22 protein-coding genes are annotated in these 26107 nt (G+C 49.3%); 16 read left to right on the top strand and 6 right to left on the bottom strand.

The features are described from left to right. Nucleotides 1-5: 5 nt before the first annotated feature. From YC6258_RS07645 to YC6258_RS27155, 5 genes are all read left to right on the top strand, one after another. The gene (locus YC6258_RS07645) at nt 6-605 is read left to right on the top strand and encodes a diheme cytochrome c (RefSeq protein ID WP_052830145.1); all 600 of its coding nucleotides are present in this window, start codon (nt 6-8) and stop codon (nt 603-605) included. After that, entirely contained in the window at nt 598-903 is a 306-nt protein-coding gene (locus YC6258_RS07640; protein ID WP_044616479.1) for a PepSY domain-containing protein, read from the top strand. The genes YC6258_RS07645 and YC6258_RS07640 overlap by 8 nt, the downstream gene beginning before the upstream one ends. Further along, complete coding sequence (locus tag YC6258_RS07635) at nt 900-1562, top strand: response regulator transcription factor (protein WP_044616478.1); 663 nt, start codon at nt 900-902, stop codon at nt 1560-1562. Before YC6258_RS07640 ends, YC6258_RS07635 begins: the two co-directional genes overlap by 4 nt. Nucleotides 1563-1570: 8 nt before the next feature. Then, nucleotides 1571-2863: a sensor histidine kinase gene (locus tag YC6258_RS07630; protein ID WP_044616477.1), complete on the top strand. Its 1293-nt coding sequence runs from the start codon at nt 1571-1573 to the stop codon at nt 2861-2863. A 188-nt stretch (nt 2864-3051) separates the two neighbouring features. Then, entirely contained in the window at nt 3052-6219 is a 3168-nt protein-coding gene (locus YC6258_RS27155; protein ID WP_052830144.1) for a putative bifunctional diguanylate cyclase/phosphodiesterase, read from the top strand. Here YC6258_RS27155 and YC6258_RS07620 read toward each other — a convergent pair. Both YC6258_RS07620 and YC6258_RS07615 read right to left on the bottom strand, forming a co-directional pair. Further along, nucleotides 6204-6707: a hypothetical protein gene (locus YC6258_RS07620; RefSeq protein WP_044616476.1), complete on the bottom strand. Its 504-nt coding sequence runs from the start codon at nt 6705-6707 to the stop codon at nt 6204-6206. The two genes, YC6258_RS27155 and YC6258_RS07620, sit on opposite strands and share 16 nt — an antisense overlap. A gap of 399 nt (nt 6708-7106) precedes the next feature. Beyond that, nucleotides 7107-7940: a helix-turn-helix domain-containing protein gene (locus YC6258_RS07615; protein ID WP_044616475.1), complete on the bottom strand. Its 834-nt coding sequence runs from the start codon at nt 7938-7940 to the stop codon at nt 7107-7109. 224 nt (nt 7941-8164) lie between these two features. On the opposite strand from YC6258_RS07615, the gene YC6258_RS07610 reads away from it, so the two are divergent. The 4 genes from YC6258_RS07610 to YC6258_RS07595 all read left to right on the top strand — a co-directional run bounded on the left by YC6258_RS07610 (nt 8165) and on the right by YC6258_RS07595 (nt 12709). Next, the gene (locus YC6258_RS07610) at nt 8165-9304 is read left to right on the top strand and encodes an ornithine cyclodeaminase family protein (RefSeq protein WP_044616474.1); all 1140 of its coding nucleotides are present in this window, start codon (nt 8165-8167) and stop codon (nt 9302-9304) included. Between the two features lie 214 nt (nt 9305-9518). Further along, nucleotides 9519-9938 carry a RidA family protein gene (locus YC6258_RS07605; RefSeq protein WP_044616473.1) on the top strand — a complete coding sequence of 140 codons (420 nt, stop codon included), beginning with the start codon at nt 9519-9521 and terminating at the stop codon, nt 9936-9938. 43 nt (nt 9939-9981) lie between these two features. Continuing rightward, nucleotides 9982-11271 carry an NAD(P)/FAD-dependent oxidoreductase gene (locus YC6258_RS07600; protein WP_044616472.1) on the top strand — a complete coding sequence of 430 codons (1290 nt, stop codon included), beginning with the start codon at nt 9982-9984 and terminating at the stop codon, nt 11269-11271. Between the two features lie 37 nt (nt 11272-11308). Further along, the gene (locus tag YC6258_RS07595) at nt 11309-12709 is read left to right on the top strand and encodes an APC family permease (protein ID WP_044616471.1); all 1401 of its coding nucleotides are present in this window, start codon (nt 11309-11311) and stop codon (nt 12707-12709) included. A 210-nt stretch (nt 12710-12919) separates the two neighbouring features. Here YC6258_RS07595 and YC6258_RS07590 read toward each other — a convergent pair whose 3' ends face one another. Beyond that, nucleotides 12920-14614, bottom strand: a complete 1695-nt coding sequence (locus tag YC6258_RS07590; RefSeq protein ID WP_044616470.1) for a family 14 glycosylhydrolase — start codon at nt 14612-14614, stop codon at nt 12920-12922. A 378-nt stretch (nt 14615-14992) separates the two neighbouring features. On the opposite strand from YC6258_RS07590, the gene YC6258_RS07585 reads away from it, so the two are divergent. The 7 genes from YC6258_RS07585 to YC6258_RS07550 all read left to right on the top strand — a co-directional run bounded on the left by YC6258_RS07585 (nt 14993) and on the right by YC6258_RS07550 (nt 23010). Next, a complete protein-coding gene (locus YC6258_RS07585; RefSeq protein ID WP_245627021.1) occupies nt 14993-15676 on the top strand; it encodes a MotA/TolQ/ExbB proton channel family protein in 684 nt (227 codons plus the stop codon). A gap of 10 nt (nt 15677-15686) precedes the next feature. After that, nucleotides 15687-16082 (top strand): ExbD/TolR family protein, encoded by a 396-nt coding sequence (locus YC6258_RS07580; protein ID WP_044616469.1) that lies wholly within the window; start codon nt 15687-15689, stop codon nt 16080-16082. Next, a complete protein-coding gene (locus tag YC6258_RS27150) occupies nt 16072-16473 on the top strand; it encodes an ExbD/TolR family protein (RefSeq protein WP_052830143.1) in 402 nt (133 codons plus the stop codon). The genes YC6258_RS07580 and YC6258_RS27150 overlap by 11 nt, the downstream gene beginning before the upstream one ends. Beyond that, entirely contained in the window at nt 16473-17342 is an 870-nt protein-coding gene (locus YC6258_RS30170; protein ID WP_052830142.1) for an energy transducer TonB, read from the top strand. The genes YC6258_RS27150 and YC6258_RS30170 overlap by 1 nt, the downstream gene beginning before the upstream one ends. A 394-nt stretch (nt 17343-17736) precedes the next feature. Beyond that, entirely contained in the window at nt 17737-18798 is a 1062-nt protein-coding gene (locus tag YC6258_RS07565) for a LacI family DNA-binding transcriptional regulator (protein WP_044616468.1), read from the top strand. Between the two features lie 599 nt (nt 18799-19397). Then, on the top strand, nt 19398-21017 hold the full coding sequence (locus tag YC6258_RS07555; RefSeq protein ID WP_044616466.1) for an alpha-glucosidase: 1620 nt from the start codon (nt 19398-19400) through the stop codon (nt 21015-21017). 790 nt (nt 21018-21807) lie between these two features. Further along, nucleotides 21808-23010 (top strand): hypothetical protein, encoded by a 1203-nt coding sequence (locus YC6258_RS07550; RefSeq protein ID WP_044616465.1) that lies wholly within the window; start codon nt 21808-21810, stop codon nt 23008-23010. Between the two features lie 455 nt (nt 23011-23465). Here the strand turns inward: YC6258_RS07550 and YC6258_RS07540 are convergent, their stop codons facing one another. The 3 genes from YC6258_RS07540 to YC6258_RS07530 all read right to left on the bottom strand — a co-directional run bounded on the left by YC6258_RS07540 (nt 23466) and on the right by YC6258_RS07530 (nt 25960). Continuing rightward, nucleotides 23466-24092 (bottom strand): GNAT family N-acetyltransferase, encoded by a 627-nt coding sequence (locus YC6258_RS07540; RefSeq protein WP_211264649.1) that lies wholly within the window; start codon nt 24090-24092, stop codon nt 23466-23468. Between the two features lie 65 nt (nt 24093-24157). Continuing rightward, nucleotides 24158-24814, bottom strand: a complete 657-nt coding sequence (locus YC6258_RS07535) for a hypothetical protein (RefSeq protein WP_044616463.1) — start codon at nt 24812-24814, stop codon at nt 24158-24160. A 117-nt stretch (nt 24815-24931) separates the two neighbouring features. After that, nucleotides 24932-25960, bottom strand: coding sequence for an IS630 family transposase (locus YC6258_RS07530; protein ID WP_082070599.1), 1029 nt, complete (start codon nt 25958-25960; stop codon nt 24932-24934). Nucleotides 25961-26107 lie beyond the last annotated feature (147 nt).

Raw genomic sequence — 26107 nt, 5'->3', positions numbered from 1 at the left:
AAAACATGAATACGGAAATGAACAAATGGCAGTGGTTTGTGGGTGTCCTGATTATGGGACTGATTTTAACGGTCAGTCTCAGCAGCATGGCACTTGCCTCCGGGCCACTCTCCGGCCTTTTTGGTGAACATGAAGATGATGACGACGACGATGGTCGGGTACTCGCACTCAATGACCGGTCCCTGGTCACTCCGAATACCACTTATTCGGAGGAATGTGGAGCCTGCCACATGGCTTATCCGGCCAAGCTGCTTCCCATGACAAGCTGGACTAAAATCATGAATGGACTGGATAACCACTTCGGGGAAAACGCAGAACTGGACGATGCCACCCGGCAGACAATTCTGAGCTATCTTGAACAGGAATCGAATCGCAAAGGCAGGATTGGCAGAATCCTCAGTAAGCTGCCGGCTGATCCGCCATTGAGAATTACCGAACTGCCATTCCATAAGCGCAAACATCATGAGATTCCAAGAAAAATGGTTCAGGACAACCCCAAGGTAGGTTCACTGAGCAACTGTAACGCCTGTCACGACAAGGCAGAACAAGGTATTTTTGATGAAGATACAGTGGATATTCCCGGTTTTGGCCATTGGGATGATTAGCCCTCCGGGGTACTCTCACGAACGGGAAGATAACGAAGCCCACGAACGCGATCATGATGGCGATCGCGTTCATAGCTGGGTCAAGGAAGGCAAAACACTCCCTCTGACTCAGATCCTTAAGAAAAATAAAATCGAAGGCCGGCTATTGGATGTAGAGGTCAAAAAACAAGGAGATACTATTATTTATGAGTTGGAGATCATTAATGCGGACTCGGTGGTCTACACGTTGAAAGTGAATGCACGCAACGGCCAATTGATGAACAATAACCATAATTCCAATCAGGATAATCAGATTTGAAACTGCTACTGGTCGAAGACGACCTCAACCTGGTACAACAACTCAAACCCAGACTGAACCGCGCCGGGTATACCGTAGAGGTCGCCGATAACGGCGTTGATGGGGAGTTTCTGGGTACCGAAGAGGCTTTCGATGTCGTCATTCTCGACCTGGGGCTGCCACAGAAAAGCGGCCTGGAAGTGCTTCGGCACTGGCGCCAGCAAAATCTGAACATGCCGGTTATTATTCTGACCGCCCGTGATGCCTGGCATGAACGGGTTGATGGCCTCAAAGCCGGTGCAGACGACTATCTTGGCAAACCATTTCACGGCGAAGAACTGCTCGCCCGTCTGGAAGTCCTGATCCGGCGTCGCTTTGGCAACAGTGCTAATCAGCTATGTTGTTCCGGCATTACTCTGAACACTGATCGACAGCAGGTCACCAACTGTGATGGAGAGACCTTCGAACTGACCGGGATCGAATACCGGTTGCTGCATTATCTGATGAGCAACCCCGGAAAAGTTATTTCCAAAACCGAACTCAGTGAACGGATGTATGAAGAGGATCAATTGAAAGACAGTAATGTCATCGAGGTATATATTAACAGGCTGCGCAAGCTGCTCGGTAAATCCACCATCGAAACCCGGCGTGGTCAGGGCTACTGCTTTAAATTTCAATAGGGCGGCACGTGTATTCCCTTAAACGCAATCTGCACTTCAACCTGCTATTGACCATTTCTCTGCCGCTGATCATTCTGATCTCGGTACTTGCCTACAGTTTTGAAAAATTTATCCTGAACTACATTGAGAGCCGGCTGCTGCATGATGCAGACACCATCATCACTGCGCTGAGTCTGGATGATCAGCAGCACTGGCAACTGAACAGCAATGCTCTGTCAGACCTCTATCTGCGCGTCAATTCCGGTCACTATTTTGTCGTTAAGGCCGATGACCAGACGTTTCGCTCCCGCTCTCTGTTTGATCTCGATATTGCCCCTTCCTGGCAAAAAAACCGTTGTCAGGAAATCGATGAACAATGGTATGCCTGCATGGTTTCACTGACCAAGAGCGACCGGCCGGTGAACATCTGGGTGGCAGAGGATATCCGACCTATTGAACAATCCCAGCGCGAGATTGTATTACTGGTCATCGCCATATCGACTTTTACCATGATGCTGCTGGCCTATCTGCAGTATCGGGTGCTGGAGCGCGGATTCAGCAAACTGGATACCATCCGACAAATGATCAGTAGCATTCATATGGGTGAATCCAAACCGGATTCGCAAAAACTGCCGATCGAAATCCAGCCACTGATGGATGAGATAGAACGATTGCTGGCCCAGCTCGAACAACGCATCCAACGTTCCAGAAATGCCGTTGGCAACGTCGCCCACGAACTCAAACGCCCGCTTCAACGTTTCCGTTCTCTACTGGAACACTTACCAACAGATCAGGAAACCGAAGGCGAAAGAATCCTGTCGGAATTCCATCATATTATTGAACGGGAACTGAAGCGTGCCCGAATTGCCGGGATGGCCACACCAGGCCGATACGCTGTTTTAAACGAAGATATTGAACAACTGATCAAGATCTTCAATACCTTGTATCCAGACGTCAAAAGCTCTGTCAGCTACCCACAGCAGCTGGTTATCCCTCAGGATCGCGACGATATTCTGGAACTGCTTGGTAATTTACTCGACAACGCCAGCAAATTCGCCCGCAGCCATATTTACCTTTCCATCACCATTACACCCCAGGGCTGGATAATCGTTATTGAGGATGACGGCAAAGGCGTTTCCGAGTCCGACCTGCAGATGATCACCAATCGCGGGGTAAGACTGGATGAAAGTATTTCCGGACACGGCCTTGGCTTATCCATGTGTCACGATATCGTTAATGGATACTCAGGGAAGATGACATTTTCCGTCTCTTCCTATGGCGGATTAAAAGTAGAGGTTTTCATGCCTCTATCTGACGCCTGACATTTTCCACTATACTGCGGACTATAAAACGCATTCGGGATCATCTCCATTACCACCTTTTGGTCTTTTCACCTTGGTTATGGACATGTTGTCACGGTTTTCCCGTTTTAATCACCATCAAAGAGACATTCTGTAGCTAGGGCAGAAGCCGGTACTTCGCTTAATTATTCGGCTTGGAAGAGGGTAATATGTCCAATCGTATTTACCACCAGAATCATCAAACCGTACCACTCACAGACAGTCATCAGCTGTATCAACTTGAACGGTTACGGCAATGGCTTAGCAAGGCCCTGATTCACGGCAAAAATGAAACTTCGCTGTTGACGGAGATCTGCCGCCTGGTTGTAGACGTTGGAAACTATCCCAGTTGCAGTCTCATCATGTATACACCGGATCAGAGCTTCGAACGGAGCGCACGCTATCCCGATAGCTCTTCAGAACACCCTCAGTTTGATTCCTCGCTATATGAACAGGCGTTGCACGACCTCCAGGCTTACCATGTCATACACCCGGAGCAAACACCGTCTCTTCCCTTCCACAAACTGTCGGTCATATTACTACCGTTGTCTGACCCCAATTCCACCATCCTCGGAATTCTGGAAATTTGCCGGCCATCCGCAGAGCAGGACCTACGGGAAAATTCCATGCTGAAAGCCATTGCCGATGACATTGCCTGTCGCCTGTCGGAGTTACGTCAGATCAACGGCTACCGGCAACAGATCAAGCGTCTGAATACCGAGAAAAAGCGTCAGGGTGAGTTTTTAAGCTATCTGCAACGCATCGATCAGATCACCCGGATTCTGCAGTCAGCCGGCGATCCTCAATACATTATGCGCAGGGCACTGGATTTGATTCTGGATATTTTCAGAGTCAGTAAAGCCTTATTGTCGGGCCCTTGCGATCCGGCTGCAAAGTTCTGGAGCATCAGAGTCATAGCTCATACGGATGAACAGCCTCCTCTCATGAAGCAAAACAGCCAGTACCCGCTACTGGAAGAGGGAGTCGACTTTTTCAACCGCCTGCTGGCCAGCCAGGATCCGGTGATGTTTGGTGATGATTCCGAGCTGCCCGTTCCCTCACAATTACTGGAACAATACGATAATCCGCCGCCTATTTCCGGCATGGCAATCGCCGTTTATCCATTAACAGGAGAACCATGGACACTGACGATTGTTGCCAGTGGCAGCAGACGAACCTGGTCCAAGCTGGACCAGAAAGTATTCAAAGAGATTGGCCGCCGCCTGTCGATGGGGCTGACCACCTGGCTTAACTATCAGCACCTCGAAGCGCGTGAGGCAGAGTTGCAGTCACTGGTGAGAGCCATTCCGGATCTTGCCTGGCAAAAAGACCGCGATGGTCGCTTCCGCAACTGCAACCAGGAACTGGAAAATCTGTTCGGTATTTCCAGAGAAGGCATCATTGGCCGCACAGCTGCTGATTTCTATTCTCCTGAACAGGCCAGAATTTTCGATGAAGAAGATCTCTGGGTCATCAGCCAGGGTCAACCCCTGCACAGAGAACACTGGATCACATTTACCAGGACCGGACATAAAGGCCTGTTCGAACTGAGCAAGAACCCGGTATTTGACAGTCGGGGAAATGTGATCGGCCTGGTCGGTATCGGTCACGATGTCACCGAGCGTAGACGTGCAGAACAGGAACTCAGAATTGCCGCCACGACGTTCAACAGCCAGGAAGCCATTACCATCACCGACGCTGAGAATCATATCCTGCGGGTGAATCAGGCGTTCTGCGACATCAGCGGTTACAGTTGCGAGGAAGTCATTGGCAAAACACCCAATATCCTGGCATCCGGTCGCCACGACGACACCTTTTACGAACACATGTGGCAACAACTGAAACAATTCGGACATTGGCAGGGAGAAATCTGGAATCGCCGTAAAAACGGGGAAATCTATCCTGAATGGTTGAGCATTAACGTCGTCAAGGACAGCCAGGGACACATCACCAACTACGTGGGAACTTTTCTCGACCTGACCTCCAACAAGCAAGCTGAAGAGGAAATAGAACGGCTTGCTTTTTATGACCTGTTGACCGGGCTGCCCAACCGCCGCCTGTTTATGGATCGCTTGCGACAGGCGCAGACCAACCGGGCCCGCAGCAACCATATCAATGCCGTCATGCTGATTGATCTGGATAACTTCAAAGTACTCAACGACAGCGGCAGTCACGACATTGGTGACCATCTGCTGGTGCAGGTGGCGGAAAGGCTGCAGAACTTTATATTCGATGGCGATACCGCCGCCCGGCTGGGAGGTGATGAGTTCATCGTACTGCTGGAAGAGCTGAGCGATAACCCTCATCACGCTGCCAGTCAGGCCAAAGATGTTGCCGAGCAGATTCAACAACTGCTGGCACGCCCCTACACAATTGCCGACCAGATATATCACAGCACACCCAGTATTGGCGTCACAATGATGGTATCAGCGGATGAGCAGGCTGAAGATCTGGTACGGCAAGCGGATATCGCCATGTATCAGGCCAAGAATGCCGGTCGTAATACCATTCGTTTTTTTGATCCCCAGATGCAATCGGTACTGACTCAGCGGGCCACACTGGAATCGGAACTGCGGGCAGCCATCGACAACAGCGAGTTTCAGTTGCACTACCAGCCACAAGTGGACAGCACTGGCACGATCATCGGCGCTGAAGCTCTGATCCGCTGGAACCATCCGGTACGTGGCATTATTTATCCGGATCAGTTTATTCCTCTGTCGGAACAGACCGGCCTGATCGAGCCCTTGGGTCAATGGGCATTGGAACAGGCCTGCCGTCAGTTAATGCGCTGGTCAGAGGATGACCGGACTCAAAACCTGATACTGGCGGTCAACGTCAGCGCCCGCCAATTTCACCAGGACAACTTTGTTGAGCAGGTCCGTCAGGCCATCAGCCACAGCGGGGCCAGTATTAACCACCTGAAACTTGAAATGACCGAGACGATGATTCTCGGTGATGTTTCAGGCGCCATCACCAAAATGAAACAGCTGCAAAGCATGGGAATTGGGTTCTCACTCGATGACTTCGGTACCGGATACTCGTCACTGTCTTACCTGACCCAACTGCCGCTGGAACAAGTCAAAATAGACCGTTCATTCATACACAATCTGCCCCACAACGAAAACAACGCCACCGTCGTACAAACGATCATTTCACTGACCCGCAGCCTGGGCCTGAAAGTCATCGCCGAAGGTGTTGAGACCGAAGCCCAGAGACAATTTCTGAACCAACATGGCTGCCTGCACTGCCAGGGTTATTTGTTCAGCCGTCCGGTACCGATCGAACGATTCGAACAGTTACTGCAATTGCATGACAACCACTCTCAGGGATACAGCTGAACAATACCGCTCTGCCCTTGCCGATCCGCAACAATCCATATCTGCTCAAACGGATGCACACCCGGGACTTCAATCCGGTGCACCAGCTGTTCGATATCGTGACGGTGCCAGTTTGGATTCATATTACGGATCACCAGCCAGGTGCGCTGACTGTTGTAATTCTTTTCCGCCTTGTTGGCCAGAATGCGATTAAGGGCCTGTAACAACCGTGCACCGATATCTGTCTGTTCAAGGTTTCTGAGTTCCTCAAGCGTCTTATCATCCAGTTCGCGCGCGAGTATCTGCATGGCCTCCGTATCCGAACCATACAAATGAGCGATTTCGATATCCAGCTTTTCACCTTGCAAAAAACACGAAACGTCGGGCTTCTGCGGCTGGTTATGCCAGATATGACGGATCGCTTCTCCGGTGTTTTTTTCATACCAGCGCATGAACAGCTTGGCAGCCTGATGTTCCAGGCGAAGTTTTTCCGATTCACTGGGTGTCATGGTCTGACCTGTCAGATTCCTTAATCACGTTGGAGAAATACCGGGCGATAGAGTATCAATCAAATGACATCAGCAACATTCGAGTTTTTCTTCATCTGATACACAACTTCATGAATGCAGGTACTTTCTGAGGTAATAGTCGAACATCTCCGACGCCACTGACTTGCGGATTGGTCGTGTATGTCGATCTATTAAATGGTTAAAACCATACATTGGAGAATGTACGAGTTTGGTTCACGCTTTCATTCTTCGGCGTATTTATTGTTGTCATTCAAAGTGATTGGCGTTGGAGGAAAAGTGAAGATCGTACATTTGGCTTTCATGTTTTGAAGAAGGCAAACAACCTTCCTCTGCAACCTGGCAGAGCCGATCAGCCAACCCTGCATGCTTCATCAAGGTTCACAAATAACGTATACGCCCCAGATAGGTGCTGTGTCTGATCCGGTTCTGGTAATCCATTGGTGTGGTACTGACCAGTTTTTTAAACTCGCGAAGAAAATGCGATTGATCGCTGTAGCCAAGTGCTGCAGCCAGATCGGAGAACACCACCCGGCCCTGCTGATTGATATCGTAGACGGCGGATTGGCAACGTATCAGCCGGCTGAACAACTTCGGCGACATGCCGGTGTCATTACGAAAACGGGTTTGCAGTGTGCGGGTGGTGTAACCAGTCAGAGCTTCCAGATCTTTGATACGGACATTACCCTTCTGACGGCATATTTCCTGGATAATCTGCGCGGTTAACGCGGATGACTCACGCACGCTATCCCTGGCAATAAACTGATCAAACAACGCCACCTGCCGGGCAAACTCCGACTGACTCACAATCTGCTCAAATATAGCGCTGACATCCGCCGCCACTTCCAGAAAATTATGGCACTGTTCAACTAATTCATCAGCGGCCAGTTGCAACAAACCCGGTATCACACCGGGTGCAAAGCGAACCCCAAAATAACGGTGACTGTCGCAAAAACGGGTATGACGAGCTTCCAGTGTGGTGCCGTAAACCATGGCACTGGGCTCGGATTCATCGCAATCAAACAGGATATCCACACAGCCGTCCGGAATGGCGACGGTGACTTCGGCGGACTCACTGGCTTCAAAACTATAGTAGTGAGATATCGCCCGGTTGTTTGACGACATCAGAGAAAAATCACTGGCAGAATTAAGAACAAACCAGGGTTGTTTGGAATGAATTTTGGCGACATCACAACGCACAGATGACTGAACCATGATCTTAACCCGCTAGGTAATACGACAGTCTTTTATAGCAAAGCAGAGACCACTTTTTGTTTTTACAGCACCCGTGTTTTTTTTGATTTCAATTTCGCAAAAATTCAATACCAACATAACTAAGCGCCATAACATCGATGCTCACAGGTGCATTCAGATACTGTTTTCAAACGGCAAACTGAATAGCGAGACCAGAAAAATAATTGTTATCTAGCGGGGATGTTATGTCCGAAAGTACCAAAATTGATTTTATCTATCTCTCCGAACAGGACATGATTCGGGCGGGAGTGACCGACATGCCGCGTTGTGTCGATACCATGGAAGAAATGTTCAAGCTGCTCTATCAGGGTGACTATCGCATGGCCGGCGCTAACAACGATTCACACGGTGCCATGATTACCTTTCCGGAACAATCTCCGTTTCCAACCATGCCCAAACCAACCGCTGACCGCCGGTTAATGGCCATGCCCGCTTATCTGGGCGGCGACTTTCAAACCTGTGGAGTGAAATGGTATGGCTCCAATATCGCCAATCGGGAAAAAGGCCTGCCACGCTCCATTCTGATGTTTATTCTGAACGATATTGAAACCGGTGCACCGCTGGCCTATATGTCTGCCAATCTGCTGTCAGCTTATCGCACCGGTGCGATTCCCGGCGTTGGTGCACGTCACCTGGCACGTCAGGATGCCAAAGTGATTGGGCTGCTGGGTCCAGGGGTCATGGGTAAAACGTCGGTTGCGGCATTTATGGCCGTAAGACCGGCTATCGATACCATTAAAATCAAAGGCCGCGGCCAGAAAAGTATGGACAGTTTCCTCACCTGGCTCGCGGCGACGTTTCCTCAGATTACCAATGTTCAAGTGGTCGATAGCATTGAAGAGGTCGTGCGTGATGCCGACATCATCACCTATTGCAACTCCGGCGAAGTCGGCGATCCGTCCACCTATCCCATCGTAAAACGAGACTGGCTGAAGCCCGGCGCGTTCCTCGCCATGCCCGCAAGTTGCCGTCTGGATGATGGTATGGAGCAACCTGAAGTGCGCAAAGTCTTCGATAACACTGGCTTGTATCAGGCCTGGTATGAAGAGGTGCCCAAACCGGCACACCATCATATCCCTCTGGTTGGCGTCCGTTTTATGGACATGATTGCCGAGGGCAAGATGACCATCGAAGACGTTGAAGATCTTGGAAAAATCGTCTCCGGTGATACACCTGCGCGCCAGAATGACGATGAAATTATCGTTCTGTCAGTCGGAGGTATGCCGGTCGAGGATGTTGCCTGGGCAACTATTGTGTATCGCAATGCCATGGCAAACGGCATTGGTGTCAGCCTTAATCTTTGGGATACCCCGGTACTGCGCTAAAGCAAGGGGCATGTATCTGTCTGCCATATCCGGCTATTGAACACACTCTTCCGGTGGCAGGCATAACCACTTTTTTCTGCACTTAAACGCGGGTACTGCGTGTAACAAGCCCAGTGAGTTTCGTCTTGATACGACCTCACTCATAAAACGCTTTTCAGTCAGCCCAAAACAATTTCAGGACTCACAGACGAGATATTTAATCCGAGTAACCAATATGACCAAGATTATAAAACTGAAGACCGGTTCAAAATTTGAAGAAATTGGCAGCTACTCACGCGCCGTGTGCGTGGATAACTGGATATTTGTCTCCAACACCGCCGGGCGTAACCCGGATACCCAGGAAATACCGGATGACGTCATCGAGCAAACCGAACAGGTTTTCCGCAATATCGAAACAGCACTGGCGGCCGTGGATGCCTCGCTCGGTGATGTCGTTGCCTCTCGCGTATTTATTCAGGATCCGGCACACATTCATCAGGTTATGACCTTTATCGGTCAGAAATATCAAGGCATCTGCCCGGCCAATACTGCAACCTGCCCGCCACTTGGCTCAATGAGTTACAAAGTTGAGATCGAAGTGACGGCTTACCGGGGTGCCGCTTCGGCAGAGGTTGAGCAGATAACCATTGCTTAGTCTGACGATTTAACAACCACCGCTACTTTTTAGGAATCCGGAAATGACAACAACACTTGAATCCATCACCACTGACAATGTTTTACCGGCGTCCACGGCGGTGGTCATTATCGGCGGCGGCATCGTTGGTGTGACTGCGGCTCTGACACTGGCTGAACGTAACATTCCCGTGGTATTGCTGGAAAAAGGCCATATTGCCGGAGAACAGTCATCACGGAATCTGGGCTGGATACGCAAAACCAGCCGTCATCTCCATGACGTTCCGCTGGCATTGGCCGCCGACCGGTTGTGGGCGCAGATGCCGGAACGGATTGGTCGCTCAGTCGGTTACCGTCAGGCGGGCATTATGTTTCTGGCGAAGACAGAAAAACAAATGGCCATGCATGAAGACTGGCTGAAGTCGGTTGCGCCAATGTCGCTGGATTCAACCCTGCTGACTCCGCAAGCCATCGATGCCCGTGTACCAGGTGGTCGAGGTGATTGGGCCGGGGCTGTTTTTACCGCGTCTGACGGACGCGCCGAACCAGCCATTGCCACCACTGCACTGGCCAATGCCGCCATTGCCAAGGGTGCAAACATTATTCAACACTGCGCCGTGCGCTCGTTGTCCACTGCAGCCGGAAAAGTCTGTGGTGTGGTCACTGAAAAAGGTGAGATCCGTTGTGATCAGGTATTACTCGCTGCCGGAGCCTGGTCTCGGCGATTTTTAGGTAATCAGCGTATCTCGTTGCCCACGTTGCCGCTTATCTGTTCTGTGCTGCGTACCCAGCCAATGGAGGGTCCGACAGATATTGCCGTTGGTGCGCCGGATTTTTCCTTTCGCAAACATCAAGGTGGCGGTTTCGTCATTACTCAGCGCGGCAAGCTGGATGCGCCATTGAGCCTTGACCATTTACTGATCGGTTTTCGCTATCTCAATCAGTTACGGCAACAGGCCGGTTTTTTACGGATATCTCTGGGTCGTTATTTTGCTGATGACCTGACCATGCCGCGCCGCTGGGGTAGCAATGCCTCTCCGTTTGAACAGCATCGCACCACGAATCCTCCCGTAAACGAGCAACTGAATCAGGATGCCCTGAGCAATCTGCGCCAGGCCTGGCCCGCCTTCAATCAGGCGAGTATTGCTGAAAGCTGGGCAGGCCTGATTGATGTAACACCCGATTCAAATCCGGTAATTGACCGTATTCAGTCGCTCCCCGGTTTGACCATCGCGACTGGTTTCTCCGGCCATGGTTTTGGCACTGGTCCTGCTGCAGGGCAACTTGCGGCAGATCTGGTGTCCAACACAAAACCAATTGTTGATCCAACCCCCTATCGATTTAATCGGCTTTGAAATCGTTACAAGGTCTTATCTAAACAGGAAAGAGAACATGAACGATATAACTCAATCAAACCACATGACAACGGCTGCTGAATCGGCCGCTCCCGCCGTATCACGGAAAATGGGTCTGCCAACGATGATCGCCATCTGTGTTGGGCTGGTCATTGTTCAGGGTGCCATGATTTCAGCCACCCAAGGCATTGGTATCGGTGGCATGGCATTCATTACCGCCATGGTTGCAGCCATGATCCTGGCACAGTTCAACGCCATGAGCTTCGCCGAACTGTCGCTGATGTTTCCCCAGGAAGGCACACTGGCCACCTACACACAAAAAGCCATTGGCCACTTCCCGGCCATCGTCTCGGTGTTCGCCGGTTATGTGGTGGTCGCGATTCTCGCCATGCCGGTCGAAATGTTTCTGGTGGATGCCATGCTCGAACAATTGCTTCCAGGTGTGCTCCCAGCAAAAGTGACACCATTGCTATTATTGCTCGTACTGACCTTAACCAACCTGCTGGGTGCCGATGTATTTTCCAAAGTACAGAATATTCTGGCGTTTTTTCTGATCAGCGCTTTGATTCTGGTTGGCGTTACCGCGATCACCGGCGCCAGTGAACCACACCTGGCATTAACCGGAACAACGGTAGACTGGAGTTTTGGAGGTGTGCTGGATGGTAGCTTTATCGGCTTGATCGCCTTGGCCATATGGATGATGGTGGGGGTTGAATTTATCTGCCCGATGATCAGTGAGGTTAAAAATCCGCGGAAAAACATTCCCAAAGCCATGCATCTGTCATTGTTTATAATCTTTGGTATTTTTCTGGCCTTTGCTTACGGTGCCAGTTTGTACCTGGATGTCGATACCCTGGTGGGCTCTCCGATTCCATACCTGGATTACGTCAACGCGGTGTTTGGCAAAAGCGGCCTGATGATCGCTACCGTGATGGCATTGGCAGCCACCGCAAGTACCATGAATACAGTGCTGGCATCGGTACCGAGAATGCTGCACGGAATGGCAATGCAGGGTCAGGCATTTCCGCAACTGAAAGCCATCAATCGTTTCAATATGCCCTGGGCCGGTATCGTCATGATTGCAGTCTGCTCGATTTTTCCATACCTGATATTCGATATTGATTCCCTGCTGGTATTGGTGATTGCCGCAACGACCAGCTGGTTACTGGCCTACATCGTTGCCCATATCAATGTAATCGTACTGCGTAAACGTCTGCCGGATCACCATCGTCCTTACAAAACACCGTTTTATCCATTACCACAGATTATCGGTATTTTGGCCATGTTGTATGTAGCACTGAATAATTCACCCTCGCCGGAGATGACCAGGATGGTTTACGCCATTACCGGCGGCATCCTGTTGATACTGAGTATCATTGGTGCGGTATGGGTAAAATTCGTAATGAAACGAGGCTTGTTTGAGGCGGATCTGGATTAGAGTTTCAGCCGGACCGGGCAAAAACAGGCAGACGAAAACGTCAGTGACGACTGGGAAAGAAATACTGAGCAGAACTTACCAGCATGCAAACTGACGGTGTCCATGAGCGGAATTCCTCAAACGAGTACACTGAACGGTTTGAGGAATTTCACAGGAGCAATGCATCCACGCATCGCTCCTGTACGCTAACAGAACATATCTCCCGGGTGATTAAAAAGCACCGGCTGTAGTCACCGTAGAACCGGCTGCGCCACTGGTAATCACATGATTGGCACCAGACTCCCATTCGATACCCGCTGACGGATTGCTTTCCTCCCGTTTCAGGCATTTCCATTCAATAGTCGTATTCGCCGGTACAGTAATCGTTGCGTTCCAGGTGGGATAAGCAGATGCCGACATCACAACGGCGGAGGCCGGATTCCAGTTACCCAGTTCGGCCAGATTGCCAACCACATACACACTTTGTCCCCAATAGGTGTAGCCATTGGCACAACTGAACGCGACATTCGCGCCAGAACCGGCAGCATGAAAATTCTGAATAAAACTGGTGTATCGGTTTTGACCGGTACCGCCATTGGTGACATCCCCAATACGCAGTATTGTCAATCCAGAATAACCGCTCCAGGTAAAGGCATTTTCAATATTGTTCCAGCCATTGTCAGAAGCCACGCCACCAGCCAGCGCATTTTCACCCTTGATCGTCACGCCCTGAGCCGTGGCTCCATCCGCTACCCAAAACACCAGATCCTTAGCCAGACTGTATTGCGGCGACCAGTTCTGGTTATCCATCTCCAGGGCGGTAAAATGCAGCACGATATTTCTGCCACTGTTGTTGTAGCTCGCAGCAACACCAATAATACTGCTGTAACCATACGCGGTGGCGGCCGAATTCAGATCGACATCTGTTGGAATCAGACCTGCGGCAATTTCAGCAGAACGGCGATAATTGCCAGCAACGCCCATCTGCCAATGCACACCGGGAATTTTGAAGCCAAGCTCTGCATCAGCAAATGCCGAATCAAATGCCTGAATCGCGGCATTCATCATAGTGATCCCGTGGGATGTCAGACTCTCATGATACCAGCGGACAAAGTCGCGTCCATACTGAAGAGTATACTGATCACCATTGGCAATAAATGCCGTTGCATCCGTCGGTGGACTCACCTGCGTGATCGAACTCAGAGATACCCCCCAGGCAGTATTAATAGCCGCCAGAGAACCATATTTGCTCAAGGTCCAGTCACGAAAATCCGCGATAGCATTATCATTGTACGATTGGAAGGCACCGCGGGTCGGATAACCGGTATTGACGTCATGGCTGTTGTAAGACGGATAGCGTAATTCACCAGCCGGCCCCATGGATATATTGATTTCATCAGTCATGTAAGCCTTAGTGGCAAAATGACTCTCGAATGCGTTCATAAATTCCAGGTATTCGTCCACAACCAGGTCATCAGACCACAATGACACGGTTTCAGCAGAATAATTACCCTGCTCACTGCGATATTTCAGGGCATTGGCATCAATGCCGGGATAGTGACTCCAGATCCAGGCAGGGATCGGAACATCACACTCATCTCCGACGTTACCACCACACTGATGAAAGGACATGATCGGAACCCAATGCAGACCGGCGTTTTCAATGGCACTGACCACGCTGTCATAATAGCTCCAGTCAAACTGTTGATCGCCAGCGGCCTCAACCTTGCCCCACCAGATATCCACAGACACAGCATCGACGCCCATGTTTTTGGCGGTGGTCAACTGACTGTTGAAACCGCTCCAGTCATTGATTTCCAGGGGTGCCATGACATTGGCAGACGATGCCTCGTTCGACCAGGCCGTTTCGGCCACCAGAATGGCTGAAACAAAGCCGACGGCTTTTACAATATTATGAAAATACATATTTCTCTCCTTTTATTGTTGTTGTACTGCAGCGACGACATTCAGTGTTGAGACACTGAATCAGAAACAGGTAGGCATATTGACCGAAGGGTCAAAAACAAAGGAGATTCTGCACCAATGCACAACGTTCGCAAACGCCAGTCAGACTAAAAAAACAATAAGTTAGCCTATAAATCAAAATTAAGTGAAAGATCAGAAAAAGTAAAAATCTGAAATATTTCAGTTGTCGCCAATTGCGTTACAAAACCCACTTACGATCAGATTCAGCAACCTGACGACCACTCTGCCTCGCTGGCTGAAGAACCGGCTTAAAATCAGGCTTGTCATCAGAAATGATAATTATTATTATTTAGTGGCAACCCAATTCGAGTACTTGATGTGGAAGAATCCGTAACCTCTCTGACCCAAACACCCATCCCGACAGACACTCTCGCAGCAGCTTCCAGTACTGAGAAGGTCGTCGAATGGCTCACAATCGGCGGCCCTGTGGTCTGGATTCTGATGTTATTCTCCGTCATTGCCCTGACAATTACCTTATACAAAGTCTGGCAGTATTCAGCACTTGGCGTCTGGCGCTACAACACTCCGGCCAAATATTTGAGTGAGCTTGGCAAAGGCAAAGCCATCGCATCCCGCATCCAGGCCAGCCGGCATCCTGTCGTCAAAGTCATGGCCACTGCACTGGATCACAACGCCAACATCAAACCGGATTCACCCTTGCTGCGTGAAGAAATCCAGCGAGTGGCCGCGGAGCAACTGCAATCATTGAGAGCAATGTTGAAACCCCTTGAACTGATTGCCGCTCTGAGTCCGTTACTGGGACTGCTGGGAACTGTATTGGGAATGATCACCGCCTTCCAACAACTGGAATCACTCGGCAGCCAGGTAGATCCCTCGGCGTTATCCGGCGGCATCTGGCAGGCACTGTTGACCACGGCGGTTGGTTTGATTGTTGCAATTCCCGCATTAATCGCCCACAACTGGTTTGAACGCACCATCGAAATCTGTGGTCACCACATGGGCGATTCCGTCACCCGTCTTTTTACCACTCAACCATCCTGAGGTTTTAACCATGGAACTTGGTTATCGGGCGCGCAAAGCTTCAATCAGCCTGACGCCATTGATCGACGTGGTGTTTATTCTGTTACTGTTTTTCATGCTGTCGAGCCGGTTTCAGCTCGATCAGGGGATCGCTCTGAAACTACCGGCACAAAACCGTACAGCGCCTGTCAATAACGACGACATCAAACCACTAAGGGTACAAGTGGATCGTTTCGGCCTGCTTCACACTGAAGACGGAACCTTCTCTGCCGAACAGCTGGTATTTGAGTTTCCCGAACGTAGCCATAAAAGTGTCATTGTTGCCGCGGAAAGTGGCGTCAACACCCAGAGACTGCTGACCGCAATGGAAGAACTGCAAGCCCAGGGGCTTCAAAATATCAAGCTGGAGCGGCCCCATGCGCGTTAATGAGACTCAGCCAAAACCGGCACCTTCCCTTGACGATCACATGATTCCTCTGATCAACATCGTCTTTCTGATGCTGGTGTTCTTTATGATTGCCGGCCAGATACTCCCGGCCGATGTGTTCAAACTGAAAACTTTGCAGTTAAACCAGGCCGAAAACCTGAAGACCCATCAGCAGACCCTGTTGATCGACGAATACGGCAAGCTTGCCTGGGACCAGCATGAAATCACCCTGTCCCAACTGACTTCGATTTTAACGCCGTTGCACCTGCCAGAACTTAGAATCAAAGCAGATGCCGGCCTTCCGGCTGATACCTTCATCAGTATTCTTGACCAGCTGAACAAGGCCGGTATCGATAACTTTGTCATTATTGCCGAACAGGAAGCCGGCTGATGCAAAACTCCAAAGTCACCATTGCTTTACTGGCATCCCTTTCCTTACATACGGCTGCGGCCGCGTGGTTTTTCCGGACCACAGAAGAAACCATTGAAATGAGTCCGGCGGCTGGTTCGAACAGCCAGATCATGACCCTGTCCATGGCCGATTTTGCAACACCTGTTGAGACTCCCCCGCAAGCGGACGTGATGCCAGCCCCAACCACTCCTGATACGGCTGCAGTCACGGAGCCCGAACCCGACATCACACCTGAACCGGAACCACAGCCCGAACCCGACATCACACCTGAGCCGGAACCACAGCCCGAACCCGACATCACGCCTGAGCCGGAACCACAGCCGGAACCCGATATCACTCCCGAGCCGGAACCACAGCCGGAACCGGAAATAAAACCTGAACCTAAACCCACACCGACGGCCAAACAGCCCTCTATGGCAAAGCCGGTAACAGAATTGTCTGCGTCACCACAACCGACCACAACCTCTACTACAGCCACGACCCAGGTCGCCTCACTGTCTTCGAACACTCCCGGTGCCGTAACATCGGATGCCCGGGCTGGAGACAATACCGATACCGATGAATCTGCACGGTATATGGCCATCATCAATGCTCTGATCCAAAGGAGTCACCGCTATCCTGATGAAGCCAGACAACGCGGACAGCAGGGGCAAGTAAAACTGACCATCACGGTCAAACCCAACGGCAAGATCAAAAAAATCAAAATCGATAAAAGTTCAGGTTATGCATTACTGGACAGAGAAGCACTAGCCATTGCCAGAAGAATCAACCCTCTCCCTGATTTTCCCCCCTCCATGAAACAGGAAATTCTGGAACTGACATTTCCCATAGAATTTGTATTGAATTGATTGTTTAAACTCAACCGACCTGTGAAGGTTTCCAGAGTTGTGACGCGTTCCCGGACAAATCATTGATCCGGTTTCGGAATCAATACAAAATAGTTCCATCAATACATATCCTAATGCACCAACGCCAGCTCTGGAGTTGTGTCAGCGGTAACCCAGAGCGATCATGCAAATACCGGTGAGCGGTTCAGCAATCCTGGGGGCTGTTACGCTGAGCGCCATACAGACCAATAACCGATGATCGCAGCAAGTTCTGAGATATTTTGGAACAGCAGACGATTTCACGTCCATTAGGTTTTATCTGGCATTCCAATTCCCGTAGTATTCACGCTCGCCGGCATGGTCTCATAATTGGCCGGCACACTGATCGAGCCAAAGGAGAACAACAGAGGTTTGCATGAAAGCAACGAACAAATTGACATTGAAAGAAGTCGCTCGCACTTTAGGAGTCTCACGGACAACCGTCAGCAATGCTTATAACCGCCCGGACCAGTTATCCGCAGAGTTAAGGGAATATATTTTCCAACGCGCAGCAGAAATCGGATATCACGGCCCCAACCCAGCGGGAAGGTTACTGAGAACCGGAAAAACAGATGCGATAGGTTTGATTTTTTATGATCGTTTCAGCTCAGTATTTGAAGACGAGCAGGCAATTGAATTGATCAGAGGTATCACTTCTGTATTGGAAAAAAATGGTACCAGTCTGGTCATGATTCCCACCATGAGTACGAAACAGGAGACAAACAATACTCTTAGCGCATTGGTCGATGGCTTTATCATTTTCAGCGGTTACCATGATGAAAATTCACCGTTTCTGCCGATTCTGAAATCACGGGGACTGCCTGCAGTTTCCATCGACCATAAATACGATGGCCTGCCGTCGGTAGGCATTAATGACTATTCCGCAGCCCGTCTGGTAGCCAGCAAAGTTATCGAATCCGGTCATACGAACGTGATTGTCATGTCACTGGCTCTGGCACGGGATCACCACCGTGGTTTTATTTCCGAATATCGCTATCTTGATAAAACAGAGTCGACAGCGGTTAATCGCATATACGGTTATATGGAAATTTTCAACGCATACTCCAACGTAAATGTGGACATTTTCGAAACCTCCGAAACGGACCTGACATCGGATAACCTGGTGAACATTGCAGAACAGATGATCCGTGAAAAACCCGATGCAACGGCCGTTGTGTGTATGTCGGATTTTATGGCTGAGGCAGTTATACGTGCGGCCAAAAACCTTCATAAACAGGTGCCGGAGCAACTGTCAGTCGTCGGCTTTGATGGTATTCGCAGCGGGCAGTTAATGGAAAATCCGTTAACAACCATACGTCAGCCAATGTTCGAAAAAGGTCGCAAGGTCGCCAGAATGATGCTTGGTTTCGAAGTCGCCAAAGATCGCAAGCTGGAGTTTGACTGGCTTGAAGGTGCCACCTTGAGCAAACGTAACTAACGCTTCTGCGCTATTTTAACAAGTGATGCCGTCGGTATTTCCGGGACTGTCCCTGATGGCAGAGCATCACCTCCTCCCTTACCAATCCTGGCTGGCGCCCATTGTCTGCATGCCCGATCCAGATGTTTTTTATCCGTCAGGCATGATTTCACTGGAACAAACGCCCATGAATCTGGCATTCTTCTGAATCGATACAGTCCACTATATTATTGAAGAACTTCCTGAATAATGCCCGCGAGGAAGCCAGGGTAGAGGGCAATAACCAGGGGCCATGCCAAGAGGCGTGGGTTTGGGCGGTTTTTTAACTCTGCAATGACGACACTGGGAATTACTTGGCTTCCTATTAATCCGGCAATTAAATAGATCGCCCTGATCTCTTTGACTGTCGCCTCAAGAAATCTGGTCGTGTTGCGCGAAACACCGAATCGTCGGACCGCTTGATTTCTCAAGGCTCGCATTGGCTGTGACCAATAGTGTGGACCGACACCTCGGTGCATCCCTACATCACACGATTAAACCGGTATAAATGCCCGCAAGGTTAATAAGATATTCAATGTAATGTTATAAACAACACAACTCATGCACAGGAGCAACAACCCATGAAAGGCAATCAACCCTGGTGGCAGGGCGCAACCATCTACCAGATCTACCCCCGCAGCTTTTATGACAGTAACGGTGACGGTATCGGTGATCTGGCAGGGATCGGACAAAAACTGGAATACATCGCCAGCCTCGGAGTGGATGCCATCTGGATTTCACCATTCTTCAAATCACCGATGAAAGATTTCGGTTATGACATTTCAGATTACCGTGCTGTGGATGCCATTTTCGGCACTCTGACAGATTGCAAGGCGATGATAAAGCGGGCGCATTCGCTCGGTCTGAAAGTCATCATCGACAAAGTAGTCAGTCACACCTCAGACCAGCACCCATGGTTTCAACTAAGTCGACAGGACAAAACCAACTCCAAATCAGAATGGTATGTCTGGGCAGATCCGAACCCTGACGGTACCCCTCCAACCAACTGGCAAAGTGTGTTTGGCGGCAGCGCCTGGGAATGGGAACCACGGCGCAAGCAATATTATCTACATAACTTTCTGTCCAGTCAGCCGGATCTGAACTATCACAACGATGAGGTACAACACCAGATTCTGGAAGAATTCCGTTTCTGGCTGGATCTCGGCATCGATGGGTTTCGTCTGGACACCGCAAATTACTACTATCACGATGCACTCCTGCGTGATAACCCGGCACGCGATCAAAATCTGAAACCATCCTTCATGGCCACATCAGGCACGCCTTATGGCTACCAGGAACATATTTACGACAAGAACCGCCCGGAAAATATTCTTTGGCTGCAGCGCATGCGGGCCTTGCTCGACAGCTATCCGGACAGGATGCTGGTTGGCGAAATTGGCGACAGTGACGCTGAAAGCCTGATGGGCGAATACACCCGGGGTAATGATCGCCTGCACATGGCCTACAGTTTTCAGTTTCTCACCACACGTCACGATGCTGACTTTATCTGTGCGTCCATACGACAACTTGAAGACAGCATTCAGGACGGCTGGCCGGCCTGGGCCATGAGCAATCACGATGTGCCCAGAGTGGCCAGTCGCTGGCTCAATCCGGCATGCGACCCTCTGCCGCAAAACAAACTGCACCTGGCCTTACTGCTTGCCCTGCGTGGCAGCCTGTGTATTTATAACGGCGAAGAACTGGGACTGACAGAAACCGAACTGACCTATGAGCAACTCCAGGACCCGTATGGCATCACATTCTGGCCGGACTTCAAAGGTCGCGACGGTTGCCGGACACCTATGCCCTGGTATCGTCATCAACCACATGCCGGTTTTTCCAGGCACACTCCCTGGCTGCCCGTTCCACCGGAACATCAACAGCTCGCAGTGGATGAACAGGAAAGTGATCCTCATTCAATGCTGTCTTTCAGTCGTCAGATCATTCAATGGCGCAAACACCAGCCTCAGCTGTGTATCGGTGATATCAATGCGGTCAATGCCCAAAACGACATCGTGAGCTTCAGGCGCACCCTGTCTCATTACGCCGAAATACTGTGCGTGTTTAATCTGGCCGCCAACTCGCAAACCCTGGCCGTACCGGCAGGAGCTAAGCTGATGTCCGCACCAGGGCAACCAGCGAAACTGGACCAACAGCTGACACTGCCGGCTTTTGGTTTTGCATTCCTGAGCCTTGAATAATCCATCCTGACAACCTTGTCCAGGTTTCAGATTTGTCGAACGGGGTTAAGAAACCTCAGAATATTGTCGGCAAAGAAATCCGGGCAAGGCAAACAATCTGCGCACTATCCGCTGGAACGGACTCAAGCCGCTCTGGTGGCCAGAGATGGTCAAACCACATAATTACAGGCCATTTTCGATACTTTCAAAATCAAATATTACGCCCTGCATATAACGGCTATCAGAACCTCCCAAGACTGTTGTGTTGTTTCAGTATGTGAAAGTCTCTCCCCTCAATTTAACCCAATCGGCATCTAACACAACAATACCCGTCTCTCTGACAACGCTGCTGGTAAAAAATCAAAAAACCTGCGTCACTTGGCACTCCTACCAATTCCTGGTTGGTGGGGTGATAGGAAATCTGATATCTATTACCGTAAATCAACACATTGCAGATTCGTGTTGTTTTGGAGAAGGCATGCGAGGGTCATCCGTCGTTTAAAACGTGCCTGTCACCATCATTAACATCTTGTTCAGTCATTATTGCTCCCAGGAGCCTTTTTGCCCGGCTTGACCGGGTTTTTTTATGGATAATCAGAAGGTGATATTCCATATAAAGTTATGAAATGCGACAAAAAAAAATTAAAAAAGAGACACTCCGCGCAAGGCTGTTACCGCAATGTCATTTTTATCGATAAGATATGATGCTTATCGTTAGTCGTCATACTGATGTTTAACGATAAGAAAGGAGCACCTCGCGCCAACGCGGGAAATTCCTGAAGCTTTTCTATTCCCAAGGAGAATTTAAGACATGCGTAACTTATTCTGCGCCTTGTGCCTGACCCTGCTGTCCATTGCCGGTTATGCACATAATGAATCACCTGTTCCTTACCGTTTGGTCGACGCCACTATTCAGTATCAGGCACCTGCACTGATCACATTTGAGAGCCGCTGGCAGGATGGTGACAATCCCCTGAATCAGTTTCGAATCAAACGCATCACTCACCTGAACTATGATACCCATCCCCTTAAACCTCTGTTACTGACCGCGTCGTTCAACGCCACATTGGAGCATTATGCGCTGTCGAGCACCGGTCGTTATCAGGACAGTTTTGAAGCCACCCTGGCACTGGCAGGGTTTGATGTCTGGATCGTGGAAGACCGGATATTTACCAGTGATCCATCAGACTGCGACTGGCTTGATTGCAGCATCATGGGTACCTGGGGGCTGGAGCTTCGTGGTCGGGATATCGAATTTACCCGGCAACTGATCCAGCACGCCACACACGTGGCAAACCCGGTGATTGGCGGAGTCACCGGCGGCGGGATGGCGGCAATAGCCGCTGTTAATGCCAATAACACACATTACCGTGCACTGTTCAGCACTGCGGGCCTGTACTCCACTGATGAAGCTATTCGTCAGCACAACCAGGCGGCCTGCGACAGTTTTTACGATCAAATCGATGCCGGTAATCTCTATCGTGATTCATTAGGCGGTCTGGATGTGCTGATTGCCGCAGCCCGCGACTTTCCCGATTCGACATCCGCTGCTGATCCGTCAGTCAGCAATTACCAATTTGTGGTGAATGTCTTAACGTCTCCGGGTGGATTGGGATTCCTGGCATTCACCCCAACCTATCGCTTTGCTGCTCCTACTGCCACGCTCGATGACTATCAATACATGAAAGCAGATATGTTTTTTAAAGATAGCGAGTATTTTGGCACCCTGGTCAGCAATAATCATTTTGCCAACCTCAATTGTTCCATCGCCGGAGACCGGACATTTACTCACGATCTGAATAAATTTACCGGAGACGTGTTGTTTCTGGGAGGAGGGGAATCTCAGGCACCGCTGGAAATCGATACCGCCAGTCTGTTTGAACAAGCCAACGTACAGGTCATTGTCGACCCTGCTGACGGCGGTGAAGCAGATAACTACCTGGTGGACTACTCATTACGCCAGGAAGTACTGGATCAACCTCTGATTAATTGGTTGCAGCAACAGTACGATTGAAGCAAATGACGAACACAGGCGGACACATAAGTCCGCCCTATATTGATAAGGAAACTCTGAGACACAAAATTTGTGATTCAGGCTTGCTGTCAGTTTCGATATTACTGCACGAGTCATGATTTATTCTCTGAACTGTTTCGTAAATGTCCGCATTCAGAGCCAGTCTGACATTGCCCGAGTGGACGCAGATGATTACCAATCATCATTTCAGTTTGTCTCTTGTCCCAACTATTAACGTGACCAACACACCGGTCCCATACAAAACAAAAGCAAATATGGCGATACCTTTTAATTCACCACGAAATTTTTCTGCGAAGAAAAAGTGATCAATTATTGTCAGCAAAACAACAACAAATATTATTATTGTTGCCAAATTAACCAAGTGTTTCCAAAATCGAAATATCGACACTGTGTATTAGTTTCGACTTAATCTGACACCTCGGTGCATCCCTGCATCACGCTATTAACCCGACATGTATACTTACCGAGTTATAATCGCTTTCAGAACCCATAACCTTCATAAATCTAAACATCTCATCATCATCCTCTTCTTCATGAACCTGATCTGAAACTTGGTGTGGATCTGGATGAAACTTGTTGTAGAACTCAACAATCTTGAAACCACACCTATTTACATAGAAATGAATGTTTCGTTTCTCAAAATACGGGGTGACGGTTTCCCAGACCTTGGTGTTTGGGTACTCCCTCTCGATTGCTTTCCAGGCTTGTAGACCTAACCCCCGACTCTGCAGGCCGGTTAAAATGAAGAAGAACGACAATGAGTTTCGATTGCTTATTTCATCAATTACCACAACCGCACCACCGACACGCTGATGGTTTGCCATGATCCAGTATGTAGCAGCTCCAGCCTCAGCAATGGACTGCTCTATGTCCTTATCAGAAGGAATGGGTTCTTCAATCGGTTGACCTAAATCAGCTTCGATCGCCACTCGGAACGAATCCTGGAGAGCAGTTTTGAACTCGCTTAGAGAGTCTACGTCAGCTTTTTGGAGTTTAACCATTCCGAAATCCTCCTGCACTCTCACGCGCTTATCCTCCATCAAGTTTGTCAAAGCCATCATTGCAGCGAAGCCTCACTTCGCTGTCACCTCTCGTAATAATTTTTTGATCAGTTACGTATTAATTTTCATAGGAAACCATAGCCAGTTCTTTCTTCTGCTCTCAAAATTTCAATTCTTTGGTCAAGGGTTTGTATGTAGGGGGTCATTAGATCCCGCGTTTCTTTTGGCAAAGATTTCAACGATTCCCTACCTCTCAGAGCCGATGAAAACTCACCACAGCTGATCGAATCAACAACAGATATCGAGTACTTTTTATCTTCTGATGTAAGCCTGCTCACCAATCCACAACTTGGCGCAGTGTAGGGTGTCTGATTTATAATGTTTTGAATTTCGCCTGCTGGAACCTGCAACGTATCGAAATAACCAATTTCATGCGAGAATCTGGCCTCATCAATCTCTATTGATTCTACAGAAATACCCTTCCAGCCCTCTCTTTCTGAGTTGACAAATCCCCTACCACTTTTTGGATCGGTATCAACTACCAGATAGAATTCAGGCACCCAACGTCGACGCTCGTTAACAAAAATTTCGATATCACTGCAATTACAATTCAATTTTAAATATCGATTAGCAACCCATATCTGCACATCATTTACAGGGCTGATTTCTTGATATTTTTCTGGTTTGACGCCGGAATAATAGGATTTACTAACCGGTTCCACCTTCGTCGCCTGACATGCAGCAAGCATGGCAGATACAATAATTAAAAATATACGAAGCACTTTTCAATATTCCTCATAACACGCTAACAGATTTTTTCAAAGTCCGATGAAGCCGATCTCATCACATGACGAAACCAGCGAAACCATTATTATTAACCCGGCGATTAAACATACCTGTTATGCAGCGTAAGCAATTTTTTTATGGATAAAATATTTCCGCACTCGACCAGGTTTCTTTTGTAACATCTGCATATGACTTCGAACTTTTTTCTTTAATTTTTCTTTGTTTCTCGCTGGCTTGCCACTGTGAACACCTGCTTTCAAATCACAATTCAAATATTCATCCGGATTCAGTTCCGGTGAGTAGGATGGTAAATAAAATACCGCTATGTCTGCCCGATGTTTTTCCTGCCAAGCTTTAAATACTTTTGCGTGGTGAACACGAAGATTATCCAGTATCAGATAGACCTTTCTGCCCGCGCTTTTGATGATACGCTCACAAAAATCAATCAGAATGTCGGTATTCATTGACCCATCGAATATCTTAAATCGAACTTTTCCCTGATTGGTCACCGCCGAAATCATATTGGTGGAAGTACGGTTGGCATTAAGCCGAACAACCGGTGTCTTTCCTTTTGGGGCATAGCCTCGTTCGTGCTGGCTGTCATTACGCATACCCGTCTCATCGCCCCAGTATATCTCTGCGTTTTCACGTTTTGCTTGAGCTTTGATCTTCGGATAATCGTCATCCAACCACTGTTGAACGGCTTTCGGATTTTGCTCGTACGCTCGCTTTGCAGGTTTTTGGGGGGTCATGCCCCAACGTTTGAGATAATCACCGACCGTTCTCACTGGCAACTGGATCTTGAATTCCTGCTCAATCAACTCGCACACGGCTTTTCGTGTCCACAAGACATAATCCAGTTTTAACTGGTCGGGCGTTTTGTCGATGATCTGTGATCTAATGTGTTTTTCCTGGTCAGCAGATAACCGTCTTGCTTCTCCCTGCTTACGCCCCCCTCGATTGACAGTGAGGTTGGTTGTGTCGAGCTTTAACCATCGACCGATCGTATCTGGATGTACGCCGCCGAGCTCTTGACCAATCTCTGCGCGTGTGAATCCACGCATGAGTAACCGATGTGCCATGCGGCGTTTTTCTTCGATCACTTCTCGTGGTAGTTTTCTTGTGTCTGTTGTCGTTTCCATTGGACTATTGTATCAGATATTCTTTTTCGCCGGGTTAATAGGATGGTCTGAGGCCAGCCTTACGCCAGTGATGTTAGCGTTGCTGTCGAGCCCGAAGCCTGGTTGCCTTAGTAACCGGTACTGCTGAGCAGGCGGTTGTCACGATCG

Origin of the sequence: Gynuella sunshinyii YC6258 (genome assembly GCF_000940805.1) — a bacterium.
Lineage (GTDB): Bacteria > Pseudomonadota > Gammaproteobacteria > Pseudomonadales > Natronospirillaceae > Gynuella > Gynuella sunshinyii.
This window is presented reverse-complemented; position numbering and strand designations above follow the sequence as displayed.